19 protein-coding genes are annotated in these 17,842 nt (G+C 63.0%); 8 read left to right on the top strand and 11 right to left on the bottom strand.

Annotation, left to right across the window (positions count from 1 at the left end):
* Positions 1-146 precede the first annotated feature (146 nt).
* Both EJO71_RS01840 and EJO71_RS01830 read left to right on the top strand, forming a co-directional pair.
* The gene (locus EJO71_RS01840; protein WP_093197325.1) at positions 147-1,034 is read left to right on the top strand and encodes a LysR family transcriptional regulator; all 888 of its coding nucleotides are present in this window, start codon (positions 147-149) and stop codon (positions 1,032-1,034) included.
* A 1,041-nt stretch (positions 1,035-2,075) separates the two neighbouring features.
* Entirely contained in the window at positions 2,076-2,435 is a 360-nt protein-coding gene (locus EJO71_RS01830) for a hypothetical protein (RefSeq protein WP_125947073.1), read from the top strand.
* Positions 2,436-2,514: 79 nt separating this feature from the next.
* Here the strand turns inward: EJO71_RS01830 and EJO71_RS01825 are convergent, their stop codons facing one another.
* On the bottom strand, positions 2,515-2,835 hold the full coding sequence (locus EJO71_RS01825; protein ID WP_125947074.1) for a hypothetical protein: 321 nt from the start codon (positions 2,833-2,835) through the stop codon (positions 2,515-2,517).
* A gap of 99 nt (positions 2,836-2,934) precedes the next feature.
* Here EJO71_RS01825 and EJO71_RS01820 point away from each other — a divergent pair, with 99 nt between their 5' ends.
* From EJO71_RS01820 to EJO71_RS01790, 6 genes are all read left to right on the top strand, one after another.
* Positions 2,935-3,750, top strand: a complete 816-nt coding sequence (locus tag EJO71_RS01820; protein ID WP_125947075.1) for a DUF4375 domain-containing protein — start codon at positions 2,935-2,937, stop codon at positions 3,748-3,750.
* Positions 3,751-3,827: 77 nt separating this feature from the next.
* Positions 3,828-4,337 (top strand): hypothetical protein, encoded by a 510-nt coding sequence (locus EJO71_RS01815; RefSeq protein ID WP_137860457.1) that lies wholly within the window; start codon positions 3,828-3,830, stop codon positions 4,335-4,337.
* A gap of 149 nt (positions 4,338-4,486) precedes the next feature.
* Positions 4,487-4,765, top strand: coding sequence for a hypothetical protein (locus tag EJO71_RS01810; protein ID WP_125947077.1), 279 nt, complete (start codon positions 4,487-4,489; stop codon positions 4,763-4,765).
* A 161-nt stretch (positions 4,766-4,926) separates the two neighbouring features.
* On the top strand, positions 4,927-5,412 hold the full coding sequence (locus EJO71_RS01805; RefSeq protein WP_125947078.1) for a hypothetical protein: 486 nt from the start codon (positions 4,927-4,929) through the stop codon (positions 5,410-5,412).
* A 79-nt stretch (positions 5,413-5,491) separates the two neighbouring features.
* On the top strand, positions 5,492-5,878 hold the full coding sequence (locus EJO71_RS01800) for a hypothetical protein (RefSeq protein ID WP_125947079.1): 387 nt from the start codon (positions 5,492-5,494) through the stop codon (positions 5,876-5,878).
* 644 nt (positions 5,879-6,522) lie between these two features.
* Positions 6,523-7,017, top strand: a complete 495-nt coding sequence (locus EJO71_RS01790) for a hypothetical protein (RefSeq protein WP_125947080.1) — start codon at positions 6,523-6,525, stop codon at positions 7,015-7,017.
* A 122-nt stretch (positions 7,018-7,139) separates the two neighbouring features.
* Here the strand turns inward: EJO71_RS01790 and EJO71_RS01785 are convergent, their stop codons facing one another.
* The 10 genes from EJO71_RS01785 to EJO71_RS01740 all read right to left on the bottom strand — a co-directional run bounded on the left by EJO71_RS01785 (position 7,140) and on the right by EJO71_RS01740 (position 17,817).
* Complete coding sequence (locus tag EJO71_RS01785; RefSeq protein WP_125947081.1) at positions 7,140-7,568, bottom strand: hypothetical protein; 429 nt, start codon at positions 7,566-7,568, stop codon at positions 7,140-7,142.
* A gap of 451 nt (positions 7,569-8,019) precedes the next feature.
* On the bottom strand, positions 8,020-8,550 hold the full coding sequence (locus tag EJO71_RS01780; RefSeq protein WP_125947082.1) for a hypothetical protein: 531 nt from the start codon (positions 8,548-8,550) through the stop codon (positions 8,020-8,022).
* A 255-nt stretch (positions 8,551-8,805) separates the two neighbouring features.
* Complete coding sequence (locus EJO71_RS01775; protein ID WP_125947083.1) at positions 8,806-9,702, bottom strand: NAD(P)-dependent oxidoreductase; 897 nt, start codon at positions 9,700-9,702, stop codon at positions 8,806-8,808.
* A gap of 9 nt (positions 9,703-9,711) precedes the next feature.
* Positions 9,712-11,166 carry an aldehyde dehydrogenase family protein gene (locus EJO71_RS01770; protein WP_125947084.1) on the bottom strand — a complete coding sequence of 485 codons (1,455 nt, stop codon included), beginning with the start codon at positions 11,164-11,166 and terminating at the stop codon, positions 9,712-9,714.
* Between the two features lie 25 nt (positions 11,167-11,191).
* Entirely contained in the window at positions 11,192-12,613 is a 1,422-nt protein-coding gene (locus EJO71_RS01765; protein ID WP_125947085.1) for an amidase, read from the bottom strand.
* A 4-nt stretch (positions 12,614-12,617) separates the two neighbouring features.
* Positions 12,618-14,111 carry an ABC transporter substrate-binding protein gene (locus EJO71_RS01760; RefSeq protein WP_125947086.1) on the bottom strand — a complete coding sequence of 498 codons (1,494 nt, stop codon included), beginning with the start codon at positions 14,109-14,111 and terminating at the stop codon, positions 12,618-12,620.
* 49 nt (positions 14,112-14,160) lie between these two features.
* Positions 14,161-14,976 (bottom strand): ATP-binding cassette domain-containing protein, encoded by an 816-nt coding sequence (locus EJO71_RS01755; RefSeq protein WP_125947087.1) that lies wholly within the window; start codon positions 14,974-14,976, stop codon positions 14,161-14,163.
* Complete coding sequence (locus EJO71_RS01750; protein ID WP_125947088.1) at positions 14,973-15,968, bottom strand: ABC transporter ATP-binding protein; 996 nt, start codon at positions 15,966-15,968, stop codon at positions 14,973-14,975. The genes EJO71_RS01755 and EJO71_RS01750 overlap by 4 nt, the downstream gene beginning before the upstream one ends.
* A 5-nt stretch (positions 15,969-15,973) precedes the next feature.
* Positions 15,974-16,870 carry an ABC transporter permease gene (locus tag EJO71_RS01745; protein ID WP_125947089.1) on the bottom strand — a complete coding sequence of 299 codons (897 nt, stop codon included), beginning with the start codon at positions 16,868-16,870 and terminating at the stop codon, positions 15,974-15,976.
* On the bottom strand, positions 16,867-17,817 hold the full coding sequence (locus tag EJO71_RS01740; RefSeq protein ID WP_125947090.1) for an ABC transporter permease: 951 nt from the start codon (positions 17,815-17,817) through the stop codon (positions 16,867-16,869). Before EJO71_RS01740 ends, EJO71_RS01745 begins: the two co-directional genes overlap by 4 nt.
* Positions 17,818-17,842 lie beyond the last annotated feature (25 nt).

Genomic DNA, 17,842 nt, shown 5'->3' with positions numbered 1-17,842 from the left:
CGGAAAGTGCTTCTTCGTTTGGGCAAAGTGCAGCGCATTCCGGAAGATCTGTCTCTTGCGGGCGCGATCCGCCGAAAGTATTTCGGCCGAGGCCATGGCCCCTGCTGGCCCGACAATGTCGGCCTCGCAGACCGACCCCGAACCCCATGAGACCCGACCTCGATTCGCTGGCGCTTTTCCTGCGCGCCATTGAGCACGGCAGCCTGTCGAAGGCCGCGGCCGAGAGCCACATGGTGCTGTCGGCCGCCAGCCGCCGGCTGGCCATCCTCGAAGAGCACCTGGGCGTTGCGCTGCTCAACCGCACTTCGAGGGGCGTGACGCCCACCGGCGCCGGCGAATCGCTGGCCGTGCATGCGCGCCAGATATTGCGCGACGTCGACCGCATGCGCGCCGACCTCTCGGACTACGCGCAGGGTGCCACCGGCCGCGTGCGACTGCATGCCAACGCATCGGCCATGGGCCAGTTCCTGCCCGACGACGTGGCGAGCTTCCGCCAGCGCTATCCCGAGATCCGCGTGAGCGTGGAGGAGCACCGCAGCGTCTACATCGTGCAGGCCATTCGCGACCGGCAGGCCGACGTGGGCGTCATCACCAGCGAGGCGGCCGACCCGGCGTTGCACTTCATTCCCTACCGCACCGACCGGCTGGTGGCCATCGTGCGGCAGAAGCATCCGTGGCGTGGCCGCGAGGTGTCGTTCGAGGAACTGCTCGACTACGACTTCGTCGGCCTGGAGGACGACTCCGCCATCTCACGCACCATGGAAGACGCTGCGATGAGCGCGCGCAAGGTGCTGCGCCTGCGCGTGCGGGTGAAGAGTTTCGAGGCCGTGTGCCGGATGATCGAAGCGGGCATGGGCGTGGGCATCCTGCCCGAAGGTGCCGCGGTGACCTATCGCAAGGAGATGAAGCTGCGCTTCATCAACCTCACCGATGCGTGGGCCTCGCGCCGCATGTACCTGTGCACGCGGCAGGAGGCGCTGAGCTTTCCGCAGCGGCGGCTGGTGGATCACTTGCTGGCGCGCGGGATGTCTTAAGGCTTGGGCTTGGGTTCGGGTTCATTCAGTGCGGCGCTCACGCCGACGGGGTACCTTGCTCCGCGAATGTCCTCCGGCCTTCGGCCTCCCCCTTTATTTCGCTGCGCAAGGCACCCCATCGGCGTGTGCGTTTGGAGCCGCTGCGGCATCGGCTCACGAGGCTCGCGCACGGCGCATTGCGGAAGCTGCATTTGTTGGCAGTCTTCGCGACTTCGTGCTGTAGCAGCAGCTACTTTGTCGGCTTCTTCTCCAGAGTGAATGCCCCTGTCACTCGATACCCCACCAAGGGGAGCAGAAAGGCGCACACACCAAGCCACCACCGAGATGTTTGAAGGCTGCTTGCCTCGCGGCAGGTCGTCGGTGCGAAAGCAGCGATGCAGATGCGAGGTATCAAAAGGCGACGGCCGGGATGTAGCGAGCACCCCAGCCGTCTAACCAAGTTCGTGCAACCCTCTAAAGAACCGCACAAAAATGGCTACCAAGACTATAGCCCGGCCAACTACGCCGGTAGATTCCGAAGATAACGCCCAGGACCCGGCGGATCTTCTCGAAAACACCCTTTCTCAGCTCGAAGCTCTCCTGTGGGTCTGCCACGGGGAAGACATCGACTGGTGCAGCGGGGATGGGCCTCGACGACTGGACAACCTGCTTTGGCTTGCGGCTGAACTGGCTCGCAAGGCTGGGGAGTTGTTCCAGATGAGCGAGAAGGCGCGACACGGAGCGCCTGAAACCGGCGGCTAGCGGCTGGTCTGCGGGCTGCGTGTTTCGCGGCCCGTGGGGGCTTTGGGGTACGACGGCCGAAGTCTTTGCGTGGTGGAAATCCGTCCGCGCCATACTGATCCTCGGCAAACGCTGCGAGCAGCCGCTTTGCAGCAGTTGCTGTTTTCTGTTTGGGGCGTGCCAAACTTCGGCATCTGGCCGGTAGCGAGTCAGACTACATTCACCAGAAATCGGCCGACGCCCATCAGGGACGATGCGTTGGGAATTTCATCGTCGACCTGCCTTGTGTGACACCAGACAGCACCTATAACGCCAACAAAGATGTCAAACCCAGAAACCGAATGGAACGGCTCCAAGCTTTTCGTGACCTCAACACTTCTGGCTAGAAAGCTGTGGCAAGCCGCATCCATCGACTTGTTTCTAGGCGAAAAATGCCTACTCAAGACAGGCGGAGTGTTCAAGCTTGTCGGCACGCACTCGGTCGAGTTCGAGCATGAAGGAACTCGCCATCGGGCCACCCTGTCCTGGGGCCGCGCCGGCTTCCGCTCCTTTCCAATTAAGGTCGAGATTGATGGTGCCCACCTCCTTGAAGGACACGTCGTCAGCAGCAACTGGCTTCTCTCCTTTTGGCCATGGTTGGTAGTAGGAGGCTTGATTTCTCACTGGGCGTGGAGACAGTGAGGAGAAAGGCTGTTCGCGACATTGGTGCGGCCGACTGCATTCGGCCACAAGCGGACGGTCGGCGTCGCCCTCCAGTTCGCTAGTAGGTGAACTGAACCGAGTACTTCCAGTCACCGCCTTCCGTCTGGTTGACGGAGTACGACGCAGAGCGCCAAACAGTTCCGCGCTCACGGAAAAGGTCAGCGAGCGCATAGAGGCTTGAGTAGATTTCCTCGGTCGGGCTAATCGGCTCGGGCAGGCCGTCTGGCGACGTGATGACGATGGTCATCTGCTCCTGCGAGCCGTGCTGTTCCCGGTCGGCGACAAGGGTCGCCGAATTCCACCATTCCGGGGTCGCAGCAATGAGGGCATTCGCTACTGCCAGGTCCAGCGGAGCTTGTCTTTCGAGCCAATCATCCATCTATGATTCCAACGAGCCGTGTCGGTCCGGAAGGTAGCATGCCGCCGGCGGCACCCGGTCAGCAGAAGACTTTCGGCAACAACCTTTATTCGACCGACTATGCGCATCCTCGCCTCCGACGACGTCGTTGTAGTTTCCCAAGAGAGCCTAGCTGATTCAGATCCCTCTGCGGTCATCGAGTCGAATGTCTCGTTCGTGAACGCTTTGCGCGGTGAGCATTTGCGACAGGAGGAAATCTCGCGCAACGCATGGCTTAGCTACTACGCAGACTACTACCTGCGTCAAGTAGAGAACGGTGGGTTCTCACAGTTCCTCTACAACTCCAAGCGCGCGGAGCCTGGAATGACATTCGTGCGCCAAGGACTGGACGCAATCGGCGCGCGTCGGCATCTCGTGTTGCTAAAGGAAGGAGAATCCCTAGCCGATTCACTGGGCTCACGCATTCGCAAGTTTTTCTCATCTGGTTACTTCGGAAAGAACACGGAACGCGATCGACTTGATGCGATCACCGAGAGCTTTTATCGACTGAATGAGACGGAAAACATCGAACAGCTGAATGCAGCGTGGTTGAAGTCGAACCCCAAACTTTTGGCCGTTCCCCGCGCAGCAATGCGTGAGCAGGTGGAGTTGAGAGCGAGAGCCCTCCCAGACCGCGGACAACGGGAGGCGGTAGCGAGGGCCAACGAACATGTATGGATGAAAAACATTCGGGCAGTGTGCGCGGCGGCGGATCAGGAACTCCTCCGGCTTAATGCTGGGAGCGGATACATGCACGAGGGAAAGACCGTTTTCGCTCATCACTTCTCTACCGACAAGGGCCATCACTTCATGATCGAGGTTGATGGTCAATCGATGCTTTTCGACGGTACAACGAAGCAACGAATATTGGCGTTACCCTCGATCTCCGATTCTTAGCGAGATATCCCCGTTCGGCCAAATGCGGTCGTTCGGCAACAAGCCTCATTCATCGCGTACACAAGAGGAAAGTTCAAGTGAAAAGAATGCCACTGATATGGATGCTGTTGACGCTGACTGGATGCGCAGGCCCGATCGTGCAATACGGACCACAAAGTGGCGATAGCAAACAACAGGCTCGCCTGTTGCTTCGCGGCGGAAAGGCCGAGCCACCATTCGAGGCATTTGCGAAGCTGCAGACCATCGGCTCTGACCGGGTTTGGGATTGGAAGGTTGCAGGCTATGACTTGGCTGCGGGGTCCTACGAACTCCGCTACGCGTGGAGCAGTGGTACAGGCAACGTGGTCATGTATTTCAAGGACTTGATTTACCCATACAAGATCCAAGCGGAACTGAAGGCAGGCTACGTTTATGTCCCTGTGTTGCCTTATGAATCGAATCCCCCCAGCGAGCTGTGCCTTTTTGGTGAGCCGCTCGGGGCACCAGGTCAGCGCAGACTTCACGACTTTGTCATCTTGTCCAAATCAGCGCAGAAAGTCGCGTGCGGCCCGATTGACCGGTCAATGCGCGTGGCCGACGCCGGCTGAGCTGTGTTCGCCCGAGCGTTGCAACAAGTGGCTGCTTTGTGCCCCAAGGAAACGCCCGCAGGGGCCCGAAACTCTCCACGAGCGCAACAGGCTACAGTCGGCCAGAACCGGACATTGAGCAAGGCGTTGTCGTATTGAGGAATCATCGCATGAACCACCGACAAATTGACCTTGGAAATCTACCGTTAGCGGAGCAGATCCAATTGACGTACCCGGAGGAGCCGGATTGGGACAAAGTCGATAGCAAGACCCTCGTTGCTCTCGTTGAAGACTTTGTAATGGAGCAGTCCTGTGCAACGATAGCAATTGGACATCTCGCCACACGACGCCATGAACGCGCTGTGGAGTTGGCCAATTGGCTGCTTGAACAAGAGTGCGCGGACGAATGGCTGAAGGCTTCCGCGCTTGACGTTCTGGCAGCCGAATAGCCGCATGGAGGGCCGATAGTGTGGGCTTTGGTGTGGCAGGATGCGGCCAAAGCGGTCGTTAAGCCGGCGCGCACAATTGCCAAGAGGATGCCAGTTTGGGTGCGCACTTCTCCGTCACCCGTGCCAGGTCGGCGGCGAGTCAGATGACGTAAGGAGGCAAAGTGGAGCCTGAATCTCTGTCGGATGAAGCTATTGAAGCGCAGTACTTCCCTGGAACTGTGCCTCCTGCTGGGCCAGCTTTGCTGCAGTACCGCATTGCAGACGGTAGACCAGATGGCGCGGGAAACTACTTCTTCAACGCAGTTGGTGGCATCGAAATCCTCCTGCCTGAAATCAACGGGCAGCCCGCCGACGATGCGGTCAATCTCCTGAGCTTAGTAGCTGCGCATTTCGAAGACATGCGGGAAGCAGCCTTCCGACTCGCGAAGTTGTTCACTCGAGATGCAGGAAGCTGGAGCCTTGACTCCATTGACCTGGGGACGGCTGCTGCCGCGGACAGATGCGATTTCCAGGTCCACCTGAGCCTTTCCCCCGACGATGGTAGTGAATCGTACGGCTACACGGACTTTGTCGCCTGCTTTCGTCGACACAAGCGACCAGAGCGTGAACCGTTCTCGGCGTTCAAGCTAGTAATCGAGTTTCTTTGAACGCTGGCCAGGCAGTCGGTGCCACCGGCACAATCCGGCCAACACCGGTCATTCGGCGCGAGCAATCAACCTTATCGACATGTTCATTCGCTTTGTAATCCACAGCAACGACATCGACTCTGGCAGAAGGCAGGGCTTGTTTCAGGCACTCGGAGAACTCGAGACACAAGGGTTGCTCTCGGAGCACGAAGTTGAGAACTACTACGAACTTCGAGACTGGTTCCGAAAAAATCTTCGCAAGCCCGTGAGCTTCACTCGCTCATCCAAACCGCACGCGAAGAAGGTGGCACTCAGTTGGTTCAAGGACACTGCAACTCAGCACATCAACATGATGCACGGAATGGCTCGGGTACTGGAAGCGCACGATGTGATGGTTGAAATCTTGCGTAGCGAGCGACCTGGCTATGTTGTTTACGAGGATGAATTTCAAGTCGCGGCTGAACCATTCCATGAAACACTAACGTAGCCTTGCTCGGCAAAATTCGAACAGAACCGGACGATCAGCCCCGAGTCGCTCTTAGAAAGACGCAAATGCCCAGAGTATCGTGTTGGTTGATTGCAGTCATTTTTTTGCCCCTCACATTGCCTCATCAACGTCTATCGTGCTGGCAGAAGGGGCCTTGTACTACCTGAAGGACAGTACAGAGCTTCAACCAAATGACTTGGTGACACTTCAATCCGTGGCGTGCGACGCGAAGGCAACTGGCAATCGAGTTACTTTGGAAGGCAATGCATCAAGCGACGAGAAGCACCCCGATCAACTGTCATTACGGCGAGCTATCGACGTGAAAGACCGACTGATTCGTCATGGTGTGCATAGCGACCAGATTGCGATCGCTGCTTATGGAGTGAAGCGACCCACCGTAAGTAACGAGCTGCCAGAAGGTCGGGCACTCAATCGTGTATTGTTTTTTTCAGCCGGTCCCGTGTCTTCTGGTGAATGCAGCAAGATGATTCGAAGCTTCCCTCGGACGTAGAACTCAAAGCCGGCACGACGTACAAGCTACCGATATCGGAAGACTTCGGGAAAGCCAGACAGTCAAATCTGGCGGCGCGAGCCGGCCGGAAGCTGACAGCCACTTTGACGATTGACCTCACAAGAAAACTGAAATGGCAGACGCCCTCCTGCACGAAATTTCAAGGACCCTCTGGCCGTTCTTGAAGAACGAGGGCTTCACCAAAGTGACGTCTCGCAAGTTCGTGCGCCAGAAGAACGATGTCTTTCAGCAACTCTGGGTCGATGCCAATGGCTCGGGAGGCCAGAAGAGGACCTGCGTAGTTCTATGTGCTTCACTACCTTTCGGACCCGTCAACGGCTACATGGACCCCCATGGTTTCAGAATAGCTAACGGGCGGGCATGGAACATGACCACTCCTGATAGCGCGGCCGATTGCATGTTGCAGGTCGTAGAGGCGCTTCGGTCGCATGAACTGAACAAGCTCGATGCCATTTCAAGCGTGGAAAAGCTCCTCGGGCTTCTGGAGCCGCTTGCGAATCGAAACTGGCATTCGACGTATTCAGTGCTGCATCAAAAGTGGCTCGCCAAACATCCCGAAGCTCTCGCTCTAGAGAGAGCACATCGAGCCAAGTTGAAACTGGCGTAGCAGCTTGAATGGCGGCTTCGAAGAAAGACGTACGTCGGCATCGGGCCCAACGCGGAAGTTGGGTTTGCTCCAGAGCAGCCATTCGTCCCGGTCGTTTGAGTGGCCGAGCCTTCTGAAGTGAGTTAGCTCTCGACCTGCCGAACCGGGATTCCTTGTCTCAAAGCTTCGGCTGCCACTGCTCTACCTTCAACCTCATCTTCAATGAGCAGTGCCATTTTCGAAACTTCGTTGAACGGCAGGTAACCACTGCGGTCCAGCGCCTGCTCTTCCACACGTAGGCCGCAGTCCCGAAGCCTCTCAATCAGCCTTCGGGCTTCCCGGGGCTCCATTTCCCCGAGGTCGATGCGCCGACGTCCGCGAAGCTGCAGGACAGCTTGCTGGGCAGGCAGTGCAGTGAATTCGGGCACCACGCGGCGTAGTGCCTGGATTTCTAGAGGAGCCGCTCCGGGCTCATCAAACAGCACCGCGATGGTCGATCTCTGGCGATGGACCTGCAAAAGTACCCAGCCTGGCTCGGTACCGTCCCATAAGTGGCTGTAGTTCGACATCATGCAGGGCGCGAAGGACTGGTTCTGGTCGAAGTTTGCCTGTCATAGCGCTCTATCTGCCCACGGCTCTGCAATCAGTTCCAAGTCGGAGCAGTAGGGTCGAAGCGCGGCGACTAACTCGTTCGCGAGAGCCTTTTGAACTTCGAGGTCAGATTCGTGCTGCGGAAAGACGGATAGGCTGTACTTGAAGTACGGCCACGAACTCTCGCCGTTCCCAAGCTTGCTGCTGTCACGGAGCGGGTTTTCGGAAAACTTTAGGACGTTGCCTTGTGCAAGCAAGTAACCTCCTTGCCGAGTCCCGCGCAGTGGGCGCTGCAAGGCTTCCAGTAACTCTGCTTCAGTGCGCTCGGACTCGACAAGGACTTCGAAAGTAGGGTCCATCGGGCAGCTTTCGTGGAACGACGGTTCGCAGATTCTGCCTCAGCCCCGAATGTCTGGTTGTGGTCAACAGCCGCTATGCCTTGCGGAACAGCAACGTGTCAGGGGCGTCTGGTTGCGTCAGTCGGTTCAGGATAAGCCCGCCACCTTTTGGCATCGACAAACGCCACCAGGCGCCGCTCGGTTCCGCATAGAACGTTACGTCGCTCTCATCCGGTGCTTGTCCAAGATTCGGCGATGGAAATCTCGCCGGTACTTCGTAGACGCCCAACTTGCTCATGTGGCGCCTGATCAACCATACAACCCGGTAGTGCTCACAGATGTTGAACTCTTCGGCACTCGGCAGGGGATAAGGGCCAGCCAGCTTTCTCCTGTGTTCGATTGCCCAGGGTGGAGGTTCACCCGACTCAACAAATGCATACAGCCCCCGCCATGACTCAGGTTCCGGCCAGTTCTCTCGGTAGCGCTGGCGCTCTTCTTCCTTCAAGGCCAGGAAGAAAATTTTCCATTGACCCCAGTACGCCTCACCCCAACCCATGCGCCACCCGACGCTACCCCACGGGATGTCAGGATGCTTGACCCACAGCGGTGACATTGCGACTGTCATGTTCCTGTGATTGGTGAGTTGGGTTGGAAGGTAGACCGAGGCGGTGAAGGTCGGCTATTGGCCGTGAGCTGCCATCGTAAGCCTCATCCTTCTGCTCTAGACTTACGCCGCTATCGAGCAGCAAGTCTGCCGCCCAACTCACTGGTGCGCGAGAGCGCGTCCACCTGCGATCCGCCCCAGCGGTCGCATCACCAACGCCCTGTGCACGCGCCCCGAACAACGTCGGTGGCGCACAGGGCAGAAGCAGGCAAAGAGTCAGCGCAACGCTTCAACCAGATCGAGCACCATCCGGTCCCCACCGAACTTCTCGACCCCATGAGTCAGCAGCGCATCCACGGCTTGCGCAATGCCATGGCTCGAAGAAGACTGCTCCGCCATGTCGTTGTAGTACCCCAGGTCCTTCTTCGCATTCGCCATCGAGAACTTCAGCGAATCGGTGCTGCCCGTCAGCAGCTTGGGCTTGACGCGTTCCAGCGCCACGCCGTTGCCGCCGCCCTTGGCGAGCACGTCGACGAACACGTCGGGCTTCACGCCGGCGCGCTCGGCGCAGGCGGCAGCCTCGCACAGCAGCGCCACGGTGCCCAGCGACACGAAGTTGTGCAGCAGCTTCATTGCATGGCCTGCGCCGATGCCGCCCACGTGCGTGACGTTCTCTGCGAAGCAGCGCAGCAGCGGCAGGCACGAGGCCAGCACCTGCTCGTCGCCGCCCACCAGCAGGTTGAGCCGGCCTTCGGCGGCTTCCTTCGCGGTGCGGGTCATGGGCGCGTCGATGAACTTGCCGCCCTTGGCGCTCACTGCTTCCGCGACCTTTGCGGTGGAGGCGGGAACGGCCGTCGAGCAGTCGATCACCACGGTGCCGGGGCGCAGCGTGGTCAGCGCGCCGCTGTCGCCGAGCATCACGGCCTCGACCTGCGGGGTGCCGGTGACGCACAGGATCAGCACGTCGACCTGCGCGGCCAGCGCGGCCACGTCCTTCACCGAGGTGGCGCCGGCCTTCAGCAGGCCGTCGATGGGCTGGTTGCCCGCGTGCTCCAGCACGGTGAGCTGGTGGCCGTGCTTGACGATGTTGCTGGCGATGCCGTGGCCCATGAGGCCGACGCCGACGAGGCCGACCTTGCGCGGCGCTTGCTGCTGTTCAGTGGTGGTAGTCATGTGTTGTCTTCATCCGTGCTTGATGGCGATGGTCTTTAGGGTCGTGAATCCGAGCAGGGCCTCGAAGCCCTTCTCGCGGCCGAAGCCGCTGGATTTCACGCCGCCGAAAGGCAGTTCTACACCACCCGCCGCACCGTAATTGTTGACGAAGACCTGGCCGCAATGCAGCTTGTGCGCCATGCGCAGCTGGCGCGCGCCGTCGCGGGTCCACACGCCGGCCACCAGGCCGAAGTCCGTGCCATTGGCCAGGCGCACCGCCTCGGCTTCGTCGGCAAAGGGCGTCAGGGCCAGCACCGGGCCGAAGATCTCGCGCTGCGCGATGTCGCTTTCGTGCGGCACGTCGCGGAACAGCACGGCTTCCTGGTAGTAGCCGGTGGAAGACGCGTTGGGCGACACCGTGCCGCGCGCCGCCACCTTCAGGCCGGCCGCCTCGGCGGTCGCGACCATGTCGCGCACCTGGCGGAACTGCTTTTCGTTGATGAGCGGGCCCATGTCCAGGTCTTCGGCGGGCGTGCCCGCGCGCACGGCGGTGAAGCGCTTGGCGAGGCGCTGCACCACTTCTTCATAAACCGACTGTTCCACCAGCACGCGGCTGCCCGCGGAGCAGGTCTGGCCGGCGTTCTGGATGATGGCGTTGAGCAGCACCGGCTCCGCCGCGTCGAGGTCGGCATCCGCGAACACGATCTGCGGCGACTTGCCGCCGAGCTCGAGCGTCACCGGGCAATGGCGTTCGGCCGCGGCCAGGCCCACGCTGCGGCCGGTCATGGTCGAGCCGGTGAACGAGATGTGGTCGATGCCCGGGTGCGCGCACAGCGCCGCGCCGGCTTCCTTGCCGTAGCCTGTCACCACGTTGAGCGCGCCGGCCGGGAAGCCCACTTCGGTCGCGATCTCGGCCAGGCGCAGCAGCGACAGGCTCGCGTCTTCCGCCGGCTTCACCACGCAGGCGTTGCCCGCGGCGAGCGAGGCGCCCACGCTGCGGCCCGCGATCTGCATCGGGTAGTTCCAGGGAATGATGTGGCCCGTCACGCCGTGCGGCACGCGCACTGTCAGCACGGTGTAGCCGCGCTCGTAGGGCAGGGTGTCGCCGTGTAGCTTGTCGCAGGCGCCGGCGTAGTACTCCATGTAGCGGGCCAGCGCGGTGGCGTCGTTGCGCGCCACGCGCAGCGCCTTGCCGGTGTCGCGCGCCTCGAGCTGGGCCAGTTCCTCATGGTGCTCCATGACGGCTGCGCCGAGCTTGGCCAGCAGGCGGCCGCGTTGCAGCGCGGTCAGGCCGCCCCAGGGGCCGTCGAAGTTCTCGCCCATGGCCTGGCGCGCGGCGCGCACGGCGGTGTCGACGTCTGCGGCAGTGCCGCGCGCGATCTCGCCGAACTTGCTGCCATCGCTCGGATCGATCACGTCGATGGTGGCGTTGCCTTCGGACTGCACATGGTGTCCGTCGATGTAGTGGGCTGCTGCTGCGTTCATGGTGTCTTGTCTCCTAAGGGCTAGGTCAACGTGTCGCGTTGGGCTCCGGCCAGGGTTTCTGCGTTTCGCGGATCTGCTCGAAGGCGCGGCTGAACTGCAGCACGCCCAGGTCGTCGAAGCGGCGACCGGCAATCTGCAGGCCGATGGGCAAGCCTTCGGCCGAGTAGCCGCAGTTGATCGAGGCAGCGGGCTGCTCCGACATGTTGTAGGGCACGGTGAAGCCGATGTGCTCCAGCGGCAGCATCGGGTCGTTGGTCGGCGAGGCGTGGTCGGCCGGCGCGGGCATGTTGGGCGACACCGGCGAGATCACGAAGTCGTAGGCCTTGGTCGCGGCGATGGTCGCCGCGCGCGTGGCGATGAATTCGCTGTAGGCCTCGAAGATGTGTGCGCCTGAAAAGCCGGCCGCGCTCTCGGCCCATTCGCGGATGTACGGCAGGATCTTCGCCCGCTTCTCCGGCGCCATCGCCTGGATGTCGATGCACGAGCGCATGCGCCAGAAGTGATCCATGCCTTTCAGCATCGTCGGCGTCATGAAGGCCGGGATTTCTTCCACGACAGCGCCAGCGGCCTCGATGCTCTTCGCCGCGCGGCGCACGGCGTCGGCGATCTGCGGATCGAGCGGCAGGCCACAGCCCGCGTCCATGTGCAGCGCCACTCGCTTGCCCTTGATGAACGACGGGTCGACCTCGAAGGCGTTCCAGTCGATGACGGGCGGCGGCAGTTCGGAGTAGTCGCGGTCGTCGGGCTGCGCGACCGAAGCCATCATCAGCGCCGAATCGGCCACGGTGCGGGTCATCGGACCGGCGCAGCGGCCCATGTAGGGCGAGCTCAGCGGAATGCGGCCGAAGCTGGGCTTGAGCGTGTAGATGCCGCACCAGCTTGCCGGCAGGCGCAGCGAGCCGCCGATGTCGGTGCCCACGTGCAGCGGGCCGTAGCCCGCGGCTGCGGCGGCGCCTGCACCCGCGCTGGAACCGCCGGGCGTGCGCGACAGGTCCCACGGATTGCGCGAGAGCTCATGAAAGCTCGACAGCCCCGACGACAGCATGCCCAGGTCGGGCATGGTGGTCTTGGCGACCAGCACCGTGCCGTCTTCCTTCAGGCGCGCGGCGGGCGGCGAGTCGTAGGTCATCGGCACGAGGTCGTAGGCGGCGGTGCCCAGCGGCATCGCATCGCCCTTGGTCGCGAGGTTGTCCTTGATGGTCACGGGCACGCCGTCGAGCGTGCCGAGCGGCTTGCCCGCGAGCCAGCGCGCCTCGGAGGCACGAGCCTGCTCCAGCGCCAGTTCGGGGCGGAAGAGCCAGGTGGCATGCAGCTCGGGTTCGTAGGCAGCGATGCGCTCGTTGACCGAGCGCGCCACTTCCACCGGCGAGAGCTCCTTGCTGCGATAGGCCGCGTGCAGCTCCTGCACGCCCAGGGAATACAGGGGCTTCGATGTCGACGTGCTCATCGCATCAGCCCCACGAGATCGCGGCCAGGTCGTTCACCACGATCGGCATGCTCGGCCACAGGCCCTTCACTTCCTTGCGCGCGATGGTCGGGAACACCGCCTGGTAGAGGAAACCGTTGACCGCATCGGTCGCCAGCTGGCGCTGCGCCTCGGCCAGCAGGTCTGCGCGGCGCTTCTTGTTCTCCTCGTTCTGGATGGTGACGAACAGGTCACGGAACTTCTTCGAGTCGTAGCCCCAGTAGTAGTCGGGCTCGGTGTACTTCACCAGGTCGAAGGGCTCCACGTGAGCGACCATGGTCAGGTCGAAGTCGTGCGCGCCGCCGAAGGTGCCGCTGAGCCACTGGGCCCATTCCACGTTCTGGATCTTCACGTTGATGCCGATCTGCGCGAGCTGTGCCGCGATCACCTCGCCGCCCTGGCGGGCATAGGAGGGCGGGGGCAGCTGCAGGCGCAACTCCAGCGGCGTCTTCACGCCAGCCTCGGCCAGCAGCTTCTTGGCCTTCTCAACGTCGAAGGGGTTCATCGCGGTGGTGTCGATGAAGCCCGGCGCGCCCAGCGCGTAGTGGCTGCCGATGGGCTTGCCGAAGCCGTCGGCCGCGCCTTGGACGATCGCGTTGCGGTCGATGGCCGCCAGGATCGCGCGGCGCACGCGCACGTCGTCCAGCGGCTTCTTGCGGTTGTTGATGGTCAGGATCACCTTGCCGCGCGTGCCCACCTCGATCACCTGGAAGCGCGCGTTGCCCTTGAACTGGCTCACCGAGCGGGTGCCCGCGCGCGGGAAGATGTCGATGTCGTTCGACAGCAGCGCGGCGGTCTGCGCGGCCGTGTCCGACATGAAGCGGAAGACGAACTTCTCGGTCTTCGCGAGGTTGGGGTCGCGGTAGGTCGGCGACTTCACCAGCGTGCACGAGGCGCCGCGCTGCCACGCACTCAGCTTGTAGGGGCCGGTGCCCACGGGCGCGGTCGCGTTGGTCTCGGCGCTCTTGGGCTCCACGATGCAGGCGGTCGACTGGCCCAGCATGAAAGGCAGGTCGGGGTTGGGCAGCGTGCTGTTCACGCCGACCATGTACTCGTCGAGCACCACGGTGCCGATCTCGCTGAAGAAGCGCTTGTCCTTGTTGGTGCTCTTGGCGCCGCCGGCGCGGTCGAACGAGAACTTCACGGTGTGCGCATTGAAAGGCTGGCCGTTCTCGAAGCGCACGCCCTTGCGCAGCTTGAAGACGAAGGTCTTCATGTCGGGCGACGAGGTCCAGCTCTCGGCCAGCATCGGCGTGACCGAGCCGTCGGCATTCACCTTGGTGAGCGTCTCGAAGATGTTGTACTGCGTGATCTCGGCAATGGCCGATGCGGCGCCGGTCGTCGGGTCGAGGCCCGGCGGCTCGAGCGGCATGCCGATCGTCAGCGTGTTCTTGCCGGCCTGCGCGCGCGCCTGGGGCAGGAAGACACCCGGGATCGCCGCGGCCATGGCGGAAGTCATGAGTGTGCGTCGCTTCAACATTCGATAGTTCCTGATGTGAGGGTGGAAAGAGAGGGAGGGCCTGCGCTGGCTAGCGCGACGGCGTATGCAGGACGGCGGAAAGCAGGGTGCGCGTGTACTCGTGCTGCGCGTGCTCGAACAGGTCGGCCGGACGGCCGCGTTCCACGATGCGGCCCTTGAAGACCACGCAGACTTCGTCGCACAGGTGGTTGACCACCGCGAGGTCGTGGCTGATGAGCAGGTAGCTGATGCCGAACTGCTGCTGCAGGTCCTGCATGAGGTTGAGCACCTGGGCTTGCACCGATACGTCGAGCGCACTCACGGGCTCGTCGGCCACGATGAGTTTTGGCCGTGTGATGAGGGCGCGCGCGATGGCGATGCGCTGGCGCTGGCCGCCGGAGAACTCGTGCGGGTACTTGTCGAGATCGGTGGTGCGCAGGCCCACTGCGGCAAGTGTTTCGCTGGCGCGCTCGCGTTGCTCCGCACGGCTGGTGGCTGCCAATGCTTCGAGCGGCTCGGCGACGATGCGCGCCACTGTCTGGCGTGGATCGAGCGAGCCGTAGGGGTCCTGGAACACCATCTGGAAGTCGCGCCGCGCCACGCGCAGCTCTTCCTTCGACAGTGAATGCAGGTTGCGGCCTTCGAGCGAGACGGTGCCGGATGTGGGCGTATCGAGCGCCATCACGAGGCGCGCGATGGTCGACTTGCCCGAGCCCGATTCACCGACGATGCCCATGCTCTGGCCGGCCTGCACTTCGAAGCTCACGCCGTTGAGCGCCTTCACCGTCGGCGGCGGGCCGAACAGCTTCTCGCGCGGAAGCGCGTAGTGGCGATAGAGGTTGTTCACGGCCAGCAGGGGCTGGCGGGCGGTGGCTGACTGGCTCATGCGGCGGCGGCCCTGGCGTTCGATGCAGCGATTTCGCCCAGCCGCAGGCAGCGCACCGTGTGGTTGTTCGGCAGCTGCGTCTCGCGCGGCTTCGTGCTCTGGCACAGGTCGATGGTGTGTGCGCAGCGGCCGGCGAATGCACAGCCGCGGGGCATGTCGACCAGCTCCGGCACGCTGCCCCTGATGGTGGGCAGCCGGCCGGCGCGCACCGCGCCGAGTGCGGGGCGTGCCGCGAACAGGCCGCGTGTGTAGGGATGCGCGCGGCTGGCGAAGACGGCGTCTGTCGGACCGCTTTCCACGGCACTGCCGCCGTACATCACGAGCATGCGCTTCACGCTGCTGGAGATCACGCCGAGGTCGTGCGAGATCAGGATCATCGCCATGCCCATTTCCTTGACCAGGCCCTGGATCAGGTCGAGCACCTGCTTCTGGATGGTCACGTCGAGCGCGGTGGTGGGTTCGTCGGCGATCAGCAGGTCGGGCCCGCATGCGAGCGCCATCGCGATGCCGATGCGCTGGCGCTGGCCGCCGGAGAACTGGTGCGGATACGCATCGAGGCGCGATGCTGCGTCGGGGATGCCCACGCGATCGAGCAGGCTCAATGCTTCCTTGCGGGCCTGTGCCTTCGTCAGGCCGCGATGCAGCCGCAGCGGCTCGCCGACCTGGCGCGCGATGGTGTGCACCGGGTTCAGGGCGGTCATCGGCTCCTGGAAGATCATGCCGATGCGGTTGCCGCGGATCTGGCACATCTGCTTCTCGGGCAGGCCGACGAGCTCCTGCCCATCGAGCTTGATGCTGCCCGCGACCATGGCGCTGGAGGGCAGCAGGCCCATGAGCGACATGACGGTGATCGACTTGCCGCAGCCGGATTCACCGACGATGCCGAGCGTTTCGCCGCGTTCCAGCGAGAACGAGATGCCGCGCACGGCCTGCGCCGGCCCGCGCTGGGTCTGCAGGCCGATCTGGAGGTTGTTGACTTCGAGGAGTGGCATATCGCTTACCGGGCGCGTGCGAGGCGTGGGTCGAGCAGGTCGCGCAAGCCGTCGCCGAGCATGTTGAGGCCGAGCACTGCGAGCGCGATGGCCATGCCGGGGAACACGGCCAGCAGCGGCTGCTGGAACATGAGGGTCTGCGCTTCGCTGAGCATGCGGCCCCACGAAGGCTGCGGCGGTTGCGTGCCGAGGCCCAGATAGGAGAGGGCGGCTTCGGCCAGGATCGCGATGGCGAAGCGAATGGTGATCTGCACGATCAGCACGGCCGAGATGTTCGGCAGAACGTGCTGCATCGTGATGGCGAACGAGCCCTTGCCGCAGGAGCGCGCGGCGGCCACGTATTCGCGCGACCAGATCGCGTTGGCCGAGGCGCGCGTGATGCGCGCGAAGGTCGGGATGTTGTAGATGCCGATGGCCACGATGGCATTCACGATGCCCGCGCCGAACACCGCCGTCATCATGATGGCCGACAGGATGGCGGGAAATGCCAGCGTGAAGTCGGACAGCCGCATCACCGCTTCTTCGACCCAGCCGCGCTTTGCCGCTGCGAGCAGGCCCAGTGCAGTGCCGACCACGAGGCCGATGCCGACGGCGATCACGCCCACGAGGATGGATGCGCGCGCACCAACCAGCAGCAGCGAGGCCACGTCGCGGCCGAACGCATCGGTGCCCAGCCAGTGCGAGCCGGAGGGCGCCTGCAGCTTGTTCGCCATGTCCATGCCGTAGGGCGAGTAAGGCGTCCACAGATAGGAGAGCAGCGCGGCCAGCACCAGCAGCGCGGCGAGCACGCCGCCGATGCAGAAGCTGCGATGACGCAGCGCGCGGCGCCAGAAGCCGGGAGCCTTCGGTGCCGCGCCGGTGGGCGCGGGCATCACGGCGGAACTTGGGGTGATGGCGCTCATATGTCGCTGGCCTTGATGCGCGGGTCGATGACGGCATAGAGCACGTCGACCACGAAGTTCACGATGACCACCATGGCCGCCAGCAGCATCACGCAGTTGCGCACCACGATCAGGTCGCGGTTGCTGATGGCCTGGAAGATCAGCCGGCCCAGGCCGGGAAGATAGAACACGTTCTCCACCACGATCGTGCCGGCCAGCAGCTCGGAGAACTGCATGCCCATGACCGTGATCACCGGGATCATCGCGTTGCGCAGCACGTGGGTCCAAAGCACCATGCGCTGCGACACGCCCTTGGCGCGTGCGGTGCGCACGAAGTCCTCGCGCATCACCTCGAGCACGGCCGAGCGCGTGATGCGCGCGAGGATCGCGGCCTGAACGACAGCCAGCGAAAGCGCAGGCAGCAGCAGCGACTTGATCCCCGCGAAGATGCCCTCGCCCCAGCCCTCGAAGCCGCCGGCGGAGAACCACTGCAGCTGCACCGAGAAAACCAGGATCAGCAGGATGGCGAACCAGAAGTTCGGAATGGCGATGCCGACCTGGGCCATGCCCATGAGACCGACGTCGCCGAGCTTGTTGTGGCGGGCTGCTGCAGTCACGCCCACCAGTAGCGCGATCACGACAGTCAGCGCCATGGCCAGCACGGCCAGGGGCACGGTGAGCGCGAGGCGCTCCAGGATCAGGTCGAGCACGGGGGAGCTGTAGGCGTAGCTGTCGCCGAGGTTGCCGGTGAGCAGGCCGCCGATCCAGTGCCAGTAGCGCGTCCATGCGGGCTGGTCGAGGCCGAGCTTGGTGGCCAGGGCTGCGACGGCCTCGGGTGAGGCGTCGGGGCCCATGAGCATCTGCGCGGCGTTGCCGGGCAGGATCTCGAGCACGAGGAAGACGATGACCGAGGCACCGACCAGCGTGCCGATCAGCGTCAGCGTGCGCTTCAGCAGGAACAGGCCCATCTCAGCCTCTCAGTTCGCTACAGGA

Source organism: Variovorax sp. 679, from assembly GCF_003952185.1.
GTDB lineage: Bacteria > Pseudomonadota > Gammaproteobacteria > Burkholderiales > Burkholderiaceae_C > Variovorax.
This window is presented reverse-complemented; position numbering and strand designations above follow the sequence as displayed.

Bases quoted from the DNA above. Each gene is read 5' to 3' on its own strand.
- EJO71_RS01765 (WP_125947085.1), bottom strand. From the start codon at position 12,613: ATGAGCACGTCGACATCGAAGCCCCTGTATTCCCTGGGCGTGCAGGAG.
- EJO71_RS01790 (WP_125947080.1), top strand. From the start codon at position 6,523: ATGGCAGACGCCCTCCTGCACGAAATTTCAAGGACCCTCTGGCCGTTC.
- EJO71_RS01825 (WP_125947074.1), bottom strand. From the start codon at position 2,835: ATGGATGATTGGCTCGAAAGACAAGCTCCGCTGGACCTGGCAGTAGCG.
- EJO71_RS01740 (WP_125947090.1), bottom strand. From the start codon at position 17,817: ATGGGCCTGTTCCTGCTGAAGCGCACGCTGACGCTGATCGGCACGCTG.
- EJO71_RS01810 (WP_125947077.1), top strand. From the start codon at position 4,487: ATGAACCACCGACAAATTGACCTTGGAAATCTACCGTTAGCGGAGCAG.
- EJO71_RS01840 (WP_093197325.1), top strand. From the start codon at position 147: ATGAGACCCGACCTCGATTCGCTGGCGCTTTTCCTGCGCGCCATTGAG.
- EJO71_RS01755 (WP_125947087.1), bottom strand. From the start codon at position 14,976: ATGAGCCAGTCAGCCACCGCCCGCCAGCCCCTGCTGGCCGTGAACAAC.
- EJO71_RS01750 (WP_125947088.1), bottom strand. From the start codon at position 15,968: ATGCCACTCCTCGAAGTCAACAACCTCCAGATCGGCCTGCAGACCCAG.
- EJO71_RS01775 (WP_125947083.1), bottom strand. From the start codon at position 9,702: ATGACTACCACCACTGAACAGCAGCAAGCGCCGCGCAAGGTCGGCCTC.
- EJO71_RS01770 (WP_125947084.1), bottom strand. From the start codon at position 11,166: ATGAACGCAGCAGCAGCCCACTACATCGACGGACACCATGTGCAGTCC.
- EJO71_RS01745 (WP_125947089.1), bottom strand. From the start codon at position 16,870: ATGAGCGCCATCACCCCAAGTTCCGCCGTGATGCCCGCGCCCACCGGC.
- EJO71_RS01760 (WP_125947086.1), bottom strand. From the start codon at position 14,111: ATGTTGAAGCGACGCACACTCATGACTTCCGCCATGGCCGCGGCGATC.
- EJO71_RS01785 (WP_125947081.1), bottom strand. From the start codon at position 7,568: ATGATGTCGAACTACAGCCACTTATGGGACGGTACCGAGCCAGGCTGG.
- EJO71_RS01800 (WP_125947079.1), top strand. From the start codon at position 5,492: ATGTTCATTCGCTTTGTAATCCACAGCAACGACATCGACTCTGGCAGA.
- EJO71_RS01830 (WP_125947073.1), top strand. From the start codon at position 2,076: ATGTCAAACCCAGAAACCGAATGGAACGGCTCCAAGCTTTTCGTGACC.
- EJO71_RS01820 (WP_125947075.1), top strand. From the start codon at position 2,935: ATGCGCATCCTCGCCTCCGACGACGTCGTTGTAGTTTCCCAAGAGAGC.
- EJO71_RS01780 (WP_125947082.1), bottom strand. From the start codon at position 8,550: ATGACAGTCGCAATGTCACCGCTGTGGGTCAAGCATCCTGACATCCCG.